At 44.4% G+C, this 11648-nt stretch carries 11 protein-coding genes; 4 read left to right on the top strand and 7 right to left on the bottom strand.

Features of this window, described 5'->3' with window-relative positions:
• Positions 1-189 precede the first annotated feature (189 nt).
• Positions 190-1188, top strand: coding sequence for a sugar-binding transcriptional regulator (locus L4C42_RS10760; RefSeq protein ID WP_353499511.1), 999 nt, complete (start codon positions 190-192; stop codon positions 1186-1188).
• Here L4C42_RS10760 and L4C42_RS10755 read toward each other — a convergent pair.
• Complete coding sequence (locus L4C42_RS10755; protein ID WP_353499510.1) at positions 1185-2075, bottom strand: LysR family transcriptional regulator; 891 nt, start codon at positions 2073-2075, stop codon at positions 1185-1187. The two genes, L4C42_RS10760 and L4C42_RS10755, sit on opposite strands and share 4 nt — an antisense overlap.
• 105 nt (positions 2076-2180) lie before the next feature.
• Here L4C42_RS10755 and L4C42_RS10750 point away from each other — a divergent pair, with 105 nt between their 5' ends.
• Entirely contained in the window at positions 2181-2702 is a 522-nt protein-coding gene (locus L4C42_RS10750; protein ID WP_353499509.1) for a lactoylglutathione lyase family protein, read from the top strand.
• An 89-nt stretch (positions 2703-2791) separates the two neighbouring features.
• Here the strand turns inward: L4C42_RS10750 and L4C42_RS10745 are convergent, their stop codons facing one another.
• From L4C42_RS10745 to moeA, 4 genes are all read right to left on the bottom strand, one after another.
• Positions 2792-3625: a sulfurtransferase gene (locus L4C42_RS10745; protein ID WP_418642893.1), complete on the bottom strand. Its 834-nt coding sequence runs from the start codon at positions 3623-3625 to the stop codon at positions 2792-2794.
• Positions 3626-3729: 104 nt separating this feature from the next.
• A complete protein-coding gene (locus L4C42_RS10740; RefSeq protein ID WP_418642894.1) occupies positions 3730-4038 on the bottom strand; it encodes a hypothetical protein in 309 nt (102 codons plus the stop codon).
• 32 nt (positions 4039-4070) lie between these two features.
• On the bottom strand, positions 4071-4820 hold the full coding sequence (gene moeB / locus L4C42_RS10735) for a molybdopterin-synthase adenylyltransferase MoeB (protein WP_418642895.1): 750 nt from the start codon (positions 4818-4820) through the stop codon (positions 4071-4073).
• A 9-nt stretch (positions 4821-4829) separates the two neighbouring features.
• Positions 4830-6065 (bottom strand): molybdopterin molybdotransferase MoeA, encoded by a 1236-nt coding sequence (moeA, locus tag L4C42_RS10730; protein ID WP_429760571.1) that lies wholly within the window; start codon positions 6063-6065, stop codon positions 4830-4832.
• Between the two features lie 204 nt (positions 6066-6269).
• Here moeA and folE point away from each other — a divergent pair, with 204 nt between their 5' ends.
• The gene (gene folE, locus L4C42_RS10725; RefSeq protein WP_353499505.1) at positions 6270-6923 is read left to right on the top strand and encodes a GTP cyclohydrolase I FolE; all 654 of its coding nucleotides are present in this window, start codon (positions 6270-6272) and stop codon (positions 6921-6923) included.
• A 196-nt stretch (positions 6924-7119) separates the two neighbouring features.
• Positions 7120-9168 carry an ATP-binding response regulator gene (locus tag L4C42_RS10720; RefSeq protein WP_353499504.1) on the top strand — a complete coding sequence of 683 codons (2049 nt, stop codon included), beginning with the start codon at positions 7120-7122 and terminating at the stop codon, positions 9166-9168.
• Positions 9169-9234: 66 nt separating this feature from the next.
• Here the strand turns inward: L4C42_RS10720 and cqsA are convergent, their stop codons facing one another.
• Positions 9235-10416 (bottom strand): alpha-hydroxyketone-type quorum-sensing autoinducer synthase, encoded by a 1182-nt coding sequence (cqsA, locus tag L4C42_RS10715; protein ID WP_418642897.1) that lies wholly within the window; start codon positions 10414-10416, stop codon positions 9235-9237.
• A gap of 223 nt (positions 10417-10639) precedes the next feature.
• Positions 10640-11602, bottom strand: coding sequence for a TDT family transporter (locus L4C42_RS10710; protein WP_446647175.1), 963 nt, complete (start codon positions 11600-11602; stop codon positions 10640-10642).
• Positions 11603-11648 lie beyond the last annotated feature (46 nt).

Below are 11648 nucleotides of genomic sequence, written 5' to 3'. Positions count from 1 at the left end.
GCAGGTTCGCACAAATTTGTGGAGCAAAGATAATAAACGTAAGGGCTCTGGCTTAGTGTGAGTGGCGAAAAAATCCGCTGAGAAATTGTAATGAAGGTGAGCGAATGATATGGTGTCAATATGTCTGAGCATATGATTGAGCCATGAGCCAATGCTCATTTTTATAAAATCCTTGTGGTGTATGCATCGATGAAGAATGACAACAACGAAACCAGCAATGACTTACTGACCGAAATTGCGGTGGCCTACTATCAAGACGGGGCGACACAAGAGGAGATATCGAAGAAGTTTGGTGTTTCTCGTGCAAAGATTGGCCGTTTACTTAAACAGGCTAGGGATGAAGGTATCGTTGAAATCACGGTTAAGTATCACCCGGTCTACAGTGCCAAGATTGAACAGCGACTCATTGAACGTTTTGGTGTTAAACGCGCACTGATTGCACTAGACCAACCGGATGAAGAGTCACAGCGCATGCAGGTGGGTGGCTTGGTATCTAACTATTTGGCTCAAACTCTTCGAGGTGGCACGGTTGTCACGGTAGGGCAAGGCCGAAATGTGTCGGCAGTTGCTCATCATATGGGGGTTATCGCGCCTCGTGATTGCAAATTTGTTTGTGGTATCGGTGGTATCCACCCGAGAGGAGGACGCTTCAACGCAGACCATATCTGTCGTCAATTAGCAAAAAAGTATGGCGGTAGTTCCGAGACGCTTTATGCGCCCGCTTATGCCGAAAACCGCGATCAGAAAATGGCCTTCATGCAGAACGCTACCGTCAAGCAGACACTGGACTTAGCGCGCAAAGCGGATGTCGCTGTGGTCGGTGTCGGTGACATGAGCGAAAATAGTTACATGGTGGATTTGGGCTGGTTTACGACGGACGAAGTGGTTCAGTCTCGTTTGAATCAGGGCGTTGTTGGTGATTTCGCTGGCTATGATTTTTTCGATATTCAAGGAAGAGCGGCCAACACTGTAATGAGTGACCGCGTAATCGGATTGGGGCTTGAAGAGTTTCGCCGGATTTCAGAAGTGATCGCGATTGCGTCTGAAAACAGTAAGCCAATGGCACTGCTTGGTGCGTTACGCACAGGTGTCGTCGATGTTGTTGCAACAAGCGTAAGCAACGCACTGACAGTGCTTAACCTTGACGAACAGATGCTAAGTCTGCCAGACAGCCCTCAACAGGATTAGGAAAACTCCGTCTCTTTAATGACATCAAGCAGAAATGAATATCGCGCGGCTAGCCGTTTACGTTTCTTCTGCACAAAGTATAGGGGCTCACTCACGAGCTCCGCTGTCTGCCAGACATCCACCTTATCTTTATACTCTGAATATTCGATAGCGACCTTGGGCAATACGGTGACGCCAATTCCCATTGCGACAGGTTGCAAGATCTGACTGTGCTGATTGATATAGCTAACTTTTCGAAAGTCTTGCCATTCGGCACCTTCTAATTCTGCAAGTCCACTTTGATCAATTAACTTTTGCAAATAGTACTGAGCATCAGGGTGGTCGATAACACCTAACTGCTCTAATGCCTCTCGTGGGCTGAATTTCGAGACTGAAGACTTTGAACCAATCAGACACAATTCCAGTTCTCCTAAGTGCTCTGCGGAGAGATCAGGGTGCTGTGGTACGGCAGTAACAATGCCAGAGTCTATGCTGCCGTTGGCGACACTTTCTATGACGCGTCGATTAGGAGCGGCTTCGATGTTCACTCTCAAGCTTGGGTATTGAGTCTGAAGATGAAGAAGTTTTGGATAAAGCGCCGTGCTTATCGCACCAGAAGCTGAAAAGCTGAGACTCCCTGATTCAGGATCATCGTATTTGAGCTTTTCAAATAGTGAAACCTCTCGCTTAGCTAAATCACACGCATAGTCGTACACCAGCCGGCCTTGCTCGGTTAGCTCAAAGGTTTTCCCTTCCCGAGTGATTAACTCGGCTTTGAGACTAGTTTCAAGCTTTTTGATGTGCTGGCTAACACCTGGTTGAGTCATAAATAGCTTTTCGGCCGTTTGGGTAAAGTGACCAATCTCTACTAGAGTTTTAAACGTGTTAAGCCAAGTTGTGTTAATCATACACTCTACATTTGATAACAAATCCTTATTGCTTGAAGAGTATATGATAAATAACGATGAATCCATCAGAAGTATCTTATTCTCAGCGAGAGAGGGACACCACTCATGACGTCACCCAATACCAACCACACTTATCCACGTACTTTTAGTCACATTGGAATATCGGTTCCCGATTTGGAAGCTGCCGTGAAGTTTTATACCGAGGTTTTGGGCTGGTACTTAATTATGCCCCCAACCGATGTCAACGAAGACGACTCTGCCATAGGCGTCATGTGTACCGATGTATTTGGCGAAGGGTGGAACCATTTTCGCATTGCACATATGTCGACGGGCGATCGCATAGGCGTCGAACTGTTTCAATTTGATAACCAGGAAAACCCTGAAGATAACTTTGAGTACTGGAAAACGGGTATTTTCCACTTCTGTGTACAAGACCCGGATGTGGAAGGGCTCGCTGAGAAAATTGTCGCTGCAGGTGGCAAGCGCCGCATGAAGGAGCCGCGCTATTACTATCCGGGGGAAAAACCGTATCGCATGATCTATATGGAAGACCCGTTTGGTAATATCCTTGAAATCTATTCGCACAGTTACGAGCTGCACTATTCGAGTGGTGCTTACACGGGCTGATTGAGCATCAACATTTGGTGTGTTTAGTGAACAAAAGCGCCGCCCTTGATGGGCGGCGCTACAATGATCATTGCTCCCAAGAACGGTAATTACACCTCTAACGGTAAGTCGGTTCTTTGTCCCCATTCCGTCCACGAGCCATCATAGACTGACAAGTTGGTGTACCCACAAATATAAGCACCAAGAGCTAGAATGCATGCCGTTACACCTGAGCCACAACTGAACACTAAATGCTCGCGTTTACTGCCACTGATGGATGCAAACAGAGGTGCTAACTCTTCCTGAGGCTTTAATGTACCGCCTTCCATAAGTTCGGCAAATGGCAAACAGACTGCGCTAGGAATGTGGCCGCTGCGTACGCCTTCTCTAGGCTCTGGAGTTTCTCCCTTAAAACGAGCCAAAGAGCGAGCATCGACGATGCGAGCATTGCGCTTTTGCGCGTGATCTAATACTTGCTCTGCCGATAAAAAATAGTGGCTGTCGAGTGATTGAGACAGCTCGGCAGGCTGTGGTGTTGAATAGTCACTATCTACTTCGTACCCAGACTCTTTCCATGCCGGAAGGCCGCCAGAAAGAACGTACACCTTCTCAATACCTAATGACTTTAACATCCACCAAGCACGTGGTGATGCAAACGTCCCGGAGTTGTCATACACGACGATGGTGCTAGAGGACTGTATTCCTAGATCAGACGCAAGAGCATTAAAACGCTCAGCCGTTGGCATCATGTGTGGGAGCGTGGCGTCTGGGTCGCAAAATACCGTATCATAGTCAAAGCGCTGTGCCCCTGGTATCACGCCGCTTTTGTCCTTTTGCGGCTCTAGAGGAATTTGAAATTCAATACTAGCATCAAGAATGATGGTGTTAGGGTTGGCGGCAAGTTGTGAGTGAAGCCATCGGGGAGAGACGAGAGTGTTGGTCATAAGCCACTTCCTTATTATTGTTCTAATCCTTGTTTTTAGGATGCAGGCTAATCGCGGCGATGTCTATACCCGCTTTCTTGGTACAAACTGAAGTGTGAACATGGTCAGCGTGGCAAGCACTGCCCAAGTTGGTAGGTGTTGGTCTTACCCAAAGAAGAAGAGGTAACGTTGAGCTCGACTTGTGAGCCGATAGGGCATAAGGAGTTTTGATTGGTAACCAATCTTGTTGTTGAGCCATCGGCAAGCTTCACCACCATATAGTGACGATTGCCATCAAGAGATTGAGTAAGAACATGGTTTTGTACAGTTGCAGTGACTGTGCCGTCGATATCAGGGCTGGTTACCTTAAGTAACACCAACAAGAGGCTAACGCCAGCAAGAAGAAGGATAAACGCGATGGCGAATGGTTTCATGCGACGTACTCCTTTGTTGGTGTCGAATAGAATCAGCTACAAACAGGGCATTGTTTAGATTTAGGCAGTCCCATCTCGCGCCAGCTTAATGTGAGTCCATCAAATAGCATCAACTTAGCGACTTTCGGTGTCCCATAGTTGGCAATGACCTTGATGGCTTCCAGTGCTTGGGTTGCTCCAATGATCCCGACAATAGGCGACATCACACCTGCTTCAACACAGCTTAGGCTGGTTTCTCCAAACAACGCGCTCAAACAGCAATAGCACGGTTGAGTGCTGTCTTGATAGGTAAAGACAGAAATTTGTCCTTCCATACGAATTGCCGCGCCGCACACCAAAGGGATTTTATGTCGATAACACAGACGATTAAGTTGGTTGCGTGTTTCCACGTTGTCCGTCGCGTCTAGCACAAGCGTATGTTTGATGATTTGCGCTTCAAGCTCGTCATCGCTCAAACGCTTATCAAAGGTGTGAACGACGAGATGAGGGTTGAGCTTCAACAACGCTTGCCTTGCTGAGTCCACTTTCTTCAGTCCGATGCTAGCGTCATGATGCAGTACTTGGCGCTGCAAGTTCGATAGCTCGACCACATCATCATCTACCAAGGTCAAAGCGCCAACGCCCGCTGCTGCAAGATATTGGCTGGCAGCACAGCCGAGGCCGCCAGCACCGATGATAAGGATAGAAGATTGCTTGAGCGCTTCTTGGCCGTCAAAATCAAAGTTTTTTAGAATAATTTGACGGTTGTAGCGAAGCATCTCTTCATCAGAAAGAATATCCAAAATCACCTCTTAGAACAGTGTTGGATTGAATAATTGGATTTGTACAGTCTCACCAACTTCTACTGAGCCGCGCTCGCGCTCTAACACGACAAAGCAATTGGCTAGACTCATTGATCGGAATGCACCAGAGCTTTGGTTGCCGGTCGTTTCCACAACAAACTGACCATTTTCAATACGATAGATACCACGCTGATAATCGGTGCGTCCAGGCGCTTTCTTGAATGCGCTACGAGTGATAGCTGGGATAGATTCCGGCGCTTTCCATTCGCTGTTACCACCCAACTTAGCCAGCAGAGGCTGAACCAAAACATACATGGTAAGTACAGCTGATACAGGATTACCAGGAAGGCCACAGAACCATGCAGTATCAAGTTCGCCAAACGCAAAAGGTTTGCCTGGCTTTATCGCAAGCTTCCAAAAACCTATTTGTCCGAGCTCTTCGAGAATATCTTTGGTGTAGTCTGCTTCACCAACGCTTACGCCCCCTGAAGTGATCACCACATCGGCCATTTGTTGTGCGTTCTCAAAGGTTGTTTTTAATGTCTCTTGGCAATCAGGGATAATGCCTAGATCAATGGCTTCGCAGCCAAAGTTTTCAATCAGTGGTTTAATGCCGTAGCGGTTGCTGTCATAGATTTGACCAGGCTCTAACTCGCTACCGAGTGGTTTGAGTTCATCACCCGTGGAGAAAAATGCTACCTTCGGTTTACGATAAACGCTGATGTGACTGATGCCAAGTGTCGCAATCATTGGGATATCACGCGCAGTTAGGCGAGCACCTTTGTTCAAAACCACATCATTAGCATGAATATCATCACCAGTAGGGCGGATGTTCATGTTGGTTTTGATGTTTGGCTGATCAAAGGTGATGAGGTCACCGTCAGTGGTGGTATTTTCTTGCATAATCACCGCGTCACAGCCTGATGGGATCTGAGCGCCAGTCATAATACGAATGGTGGTTTGTGCTGGCCATTCGCCTTCAAAAGGCGCGCCAGCAAATGATTTTCCTACCATTTTCATGGTGGTCGATTGCTCGAAATCACTAAGGCGAATGGCATAACCATCCATCGCTGAGTTATTAAATGGTGGAACATTAATTGGAGAGCGAATGTCTTTTGCCAATACGTACCCTAGCGCTTCAGCGAGTGGCAATGTAATGGTATCGATAATTGGCGTGATTGGTGTGAGCATTTTATTCAATGCTTCTTCTATAGGCATCAAGCCCGGTGCGTCGCAGCAACCCATAAGATAAGTCATCCTAATTGAATCTTTAAAACCTATCGACTGTAACACATTTTTGCCGACGAATGGCTTATCCCTTTGGATAAAAGCGACTATTTGAACCACAAATCATTGCAGTTACAAAGCAATACGGAATTTGTGGGTGTAATTAATATTAAATCCGAGTATCCTTGTCTGCCCTTACGGGAGTTAGTGCGAGGATGTAAGATGTCAGGTTTAAGTGAATCAGCAAAATTGGTGAAAGCAGCGTTATCAGAGCGCGGTTTGGAAACACCAATGTTGCCAAATGAAGTGTCGAGAGAAGAAAAGAAAGAACGTATTGAACACCATATGCGTGAGATCTTAACTCTCCTTCAGTTGGATCTCGCCGATGACAGCTTGATGGAAACGCCGCACCGCATCGCAAAGATGTATGTGGACGAAATCTTCTCTGGCCTTGATTACCAGAACTTCCCAAAAATCACCGTCATCGAAAACAAAATGGATGTCAGTGAAATGGTGCGTGTTAAAGACATCACGGTGACCAGCACTTGTGAACATCACTTAGTGACCATCGATGGTAAAGCAGCAGTGGCGTATATTCCACGTGGTAAAATCATCGGCCTATCGAAGATCAACCGCATTGTCAGATTTTTCGCTCAGCGCCCACAAGTGCAAGAGCGCATGACACAACAAATTTTAGTTGCTCTGCAGACACTGCTCGAAACAGACGATGTCGCAGTGACTATGGACGCCGTTCACTACTGCGTGAAGTCACGCGGTGTGATGGATGCGACCAGTGAAACAACAACAACCGCTTTGGGTGGAATTTTCAAGTCTAACCCTGCAACGCGCCATGAATTTTTGCATGGTTTGCGCTAAATCTCTCGAATGTAAATAAAATGCTAATAACGCCCTCTAAATTAAGAGGGCGTTATTGTATTTGTCACTGCTTTTCGTTCATACTATTGATTATCTAAAGGATTTGCTAATAAATTAGCTAGTTAGGCCTCAGGCGCACCACAAAGCTAGAATAAAACGTCGTGGCAAACTGTTCTTATAGTTGGGCTAGGTTAAAATGAACAGAATTCAAAAAATCTATAGTTATGCTGAGCCGAATACGACTTTGGTAGTTGTTATGGGTGGGCTTGGTTACCCCTTTTACTTCTGGGTATGGGATACGCTATACCCGCAGCCGTATGAAAACTTGTGGTTGAGGTTAGTTTGCTCACTGTTGGTCTTCGTGTTGGCTTTCCGTGGTGTGATGAGCAGTCGGCTTAAAAAGTTGGTTCCTTATTACTATCTAATATCAATCGGTTTTTGCTTGCCGTTTTTCTTTTCTTACATGATGTTTATGAACGGATGGAATGATGTCTGGGTATTATCCTTTATGTCATCTATTTTCCTTCATATTCTTTTGGTGTATGACACTCGTGTTATGATGTTGCAAGCGCTTTTATGTGTACTTTTTGCAGCTCTTCTAGCACATTTTAACTTACCAAACGGGATCGAAGTTTTTGAGCATTTAGTCTATTTTCCGATTTTTGGCTTTACTTATTTGTTTGGCAATTTGTTCTATTTTAGAAACCAGACTGAACATGAAGCCAAGTTTACCGTCGCAAGGTCTTTTGGTGCTGGCATTGCGCATGAAATGAGAAACCCATTAAGTGCATTGTTATCATCTTTTGAGGTTATTAAGAGTATCATACCAAGCGGAAATTCTTCTTATAGAAATACATTTCAATTGAACGCCCAAGAAATTCAAATACTCAACGATATTATTGATGACTCGATGAAAGCAATCTGGACGGGCAACGAGACCATCGACTTGTTGTTGACTTCAATAGACCAGAACAGAGTGTCGACCTCTACATTTTGTAAGCTAAATGCGAAGACAATTGTCGAGAATGCGGTAGATAGCTTTAGTTACAAAAATGCGGCGGATAAAAGGTTGGTTTTCTTTGATATTAGAGAGGACTTTAATTATTTTGGAAGTGATACACTTTTAAAGTATGTGGTTTACAACCTGCTAAAAAACTCGTTTAGACATAGAGGTGTAGGTAAGTTCAATATAGTGATCAGTTCAAAAGTCATAGATGATGGACACAGTGTTTTGTTTAGAGATACTGGTGTTGGGATCGAACCTGAACTTATAAAGAACATTTTTGACGACTTTTACACTACAGGTAAAAATGGCACGTTCGGTTTAGGGTTATCGTTTTGTAAAAAAGTGATGCGCTCGTTTGGTGGGTCTATTGTATGTCGCTCTAAAGTAGGTGAATGGACTGAATTTGAACTGTTTTTCCCAAATTATTCGTCACCTGCTGTGAGCAGCATTAAAACAGAGCTTATTAAAGCTAAAACGGTACTGTTTATCGGTGAAGAGACATCTGATGTCGCCATTGAGTTGGAACGATTGAAGTATACGAATGAAATGGATGTTGAAGTTGTCAGTCTACAAGATGCATGTAATCGAGATGAGCATCACTTTGAGTACAGTTTGATCCTAATCGACGGTGAGTTCAGTCGCAGCGGTTGGTCATTAATGTCTAGGCTAGAGGGTAAGTTGGGGTTCACAGAGGCTAGAATTGTATTTCTCAACGAAGAGGGGAATACGAGAAACCTTTACTTTCAGAGGTATGTAAATATTGTACTTAAGGCTCGAGAAGACTTTATTCGAAGACCTATAGAGACATTGGATTTTTTACTATTTGACTCATTGGAAACTGAAGAATCTAAGCCAGCATATAATGAAATATCCACTAAAAAAACCGTAATGATAGTCGATGATAATCACTCATTGCGTTCGATTACGAGTATTGTGCTGGAGAAGCAAGGCTTGCACGTCATCCAAGCAGAAAATGGCCAGGTTGCCCTTCAAGTGTTGGATCAAGAGGATGTGCATTTAATACTGATGGATGTAGAAATGCCAGTCTTGGATGGTTTGTCTGCGACTAGGAAAATTAGAGAATCCAACATGCCATATTCGTCGATACCTATTGTAGGCTACACAGGTGATAAAAGTGATGAAACTGTGGTACAGATAAACCAAAGTGGTATGAACGATTATATCGTCAAACCTACACCGAAGGATGAGTTAATCGATAAAGTTGCAACTTGGTTATAATCGAACTCTGTCAACTATTTCCTCAAAGTTAAAGGTGCGCCTACAAACCTGTAGGCGCATTCTATATTAATCGAAGTTCAAATCATCATTGTTCCAAGCTAATCGGCATACCTCGATCACTCTATCGAGATCCTGCTTGGTATGCTTAGCATTTATTGAAAGACGAAGTATATGTTTATTATTAGGTGTGGCTGGTGGTGCAAAGACTGAACCAAACACTCCGTTCTCTTCGAAGAAGTTTCTCACTTTGATTGTATTCTCAACCTCTCCAGTTTCTAGGCCTATAATTTGAGAGTTACTTTGAATATCAAATCCAATTGTACGCAATTGCTTATTTAGATACTCAGCGTTCTCCGTGAGTGACATTCTCCTTTTTTCAGAGCTGACAATCACATCATGCGTCTTGCTGAGTCGTGCTAGCTCGTACGGTAGCATGGTAGAGCTAAAGATGGCAGGGAAGGCAACCATTGGGACGCAGTAGTTTGTTTTTTCATTTGCCAAGATCACCCCTGCGCGATAAGCATATGTTTTTGCAAGACTAGCTGTAATGTAGTCGACATGTTCTGTAAGCCCTAGCTCTGCTACAAGTCCGGCTCCTCTTGGCCCATGAGTACCAAGTGAGTGAGACTCATCAACGACCAAAGCACAGTCGTATTCGTAAGCGAGCGATACTAAGTCAACGAGTGGTGCAACAGTACCCACAGTGCTGTATATCGAGTCGACAAGAATGATGCCGCTGCCATTTCTAGATATCTGACGTTTAAGGTGCTTGATGTTGTTGTGCATAAACATGTGCACGTTTGCGCCTGCAATACGGGCGCCCTCCCACAAAGAAGCGTGAGCAAAAAAGTCGACGTAAACATTAGTGTCTTTTTGACAAATCGCTTGCAGCAAATTCACGTTTGCCGTCCAGCCGGACTGAGTCACTAAACAGCTTTCGAAGCCAACATGGCGAGCGAGCTTCGATTCAAAGTCGCTTTCTTTTTCTGCACCAAGTAGGTAAACACCAGACATCAGGAGGCTTTCGTTCGTTTCGCGGATCCCTTGAATATGAGCTTGTTGAATTTCAGAGTGATCGTGCAGGCAAAGGTAGTCGTTAGTTTGCATCACAACATCGGTCGCAGAAGGGCGACCACCACAAACAACAGGATGGTTTTCAGAATTTGAACTTATCCTATCTGCAATAAAGTGCTCATGCTTTTGTGTAATAAAACTTGGGAGAGTCTTTTTGATCTTTGTTAAGTGCATAGCAATTATTCTCTATGTAAATGGAATCATATGTCGGCCGATGCATTTATTTATTGCCGACTAGAGAATAACTGTCACTATTGAATATTTTATTATTTGTTGCTGGTTGCAAAATGAACTATATTGGGTGGGAATAGTTTTATTCTGATTATACTTGTTGGGAGTCTAACTGATTGATAACTGTGTCAATATTTATAAATTCTGACATTTGTATCAAATAAAATCAATGCTTACTTACTAGCTCCGGCCAATACATTTTTACAAACCCCACCGTTACCCAAGCAACCGCCAAAGACGCAACTGACAGCTCCAAAAAGCCGAAATTATGCAGCCAATGCCAGTGAGGATGCTCAGCTTCAAAGAAAGTCGTTAAGCGATGCATGGCGATAGAGCTGATCACAGACGGAAACGTGATAGCGGCAATAGATGGCTGAAACTTCAGACGTAATAATCGAATGTAGCAAAGATAGATGAGTAGCGTCATGGTTATTGCTATCCCTGCAAGCGCACCTGTGAGTATAGGATCGGGCTCGGAAAAGTTAACCAAGTATGCAGATAATGTGAGGTTGATCGGCGCTGCCATGATCGCCAGTGTAGGCCTCGCACGTTTGGGTAGCATACCCTCAAATACCAATCGATAAAGCACCAGTGGCAGCATAAAAAAGTAAATAGTGATACAAACAGACGCGATGGTTTCTGAGTAAACCGTATGGCCAAATTGGGTCCCAGCGAGTGAACTGCTAATTAGCCCCACTGGATATAGAAACCAGCTTGGTACTATATTCGACATGCGAAAGTTTTTTAACTGGTAATAGAAAAACAGCACGGCCATACAAACATGCAAGGTTAATGCGGCAAACCAAAGTGGATAAGCTATTAAGGGAAGAATAACGGCCAAATAGTCACATAAAATGAGCAGAGCCATGCTCATTGGCGCCATTAAGCTGCCTGTTAGGGGGTGTTTAATATCTGCAGAAAAGGTATGTCTATTGAGTAGGTATTTAATAAGTACCGGCAGAAGTAATAGCGCACCAATGGAGGCTAAAATTGGCTGCACCTTTTTCCCAAACTCCGGAACATACAATGCCCAAGCATGACCAAGACCAATCATACCAAGCGCTAGGGACGCTTGCGAGGTCGGTACGTTGTGAAACTGTGTAAGGCGCTTTAATGAAGCAAGGCTGATGGTCACTACGGGCTCTCTTGAAAATCCATATCAATCGACAGCTAGA

It is taken from the genome of Vibrio wakamikoensis (assembly GCF_050337275.1).
Taxonomy (GTDB): domain Bacteria; phylum Pseudomonadota; class Gammaproteobacteria; order Enterobacterales; family Vibrionaceae; genus Vibrio; species Vibrio chaetopteri.
This window is presented reverse-complemented; position numbering and strand designations above follow the sequence as displayed.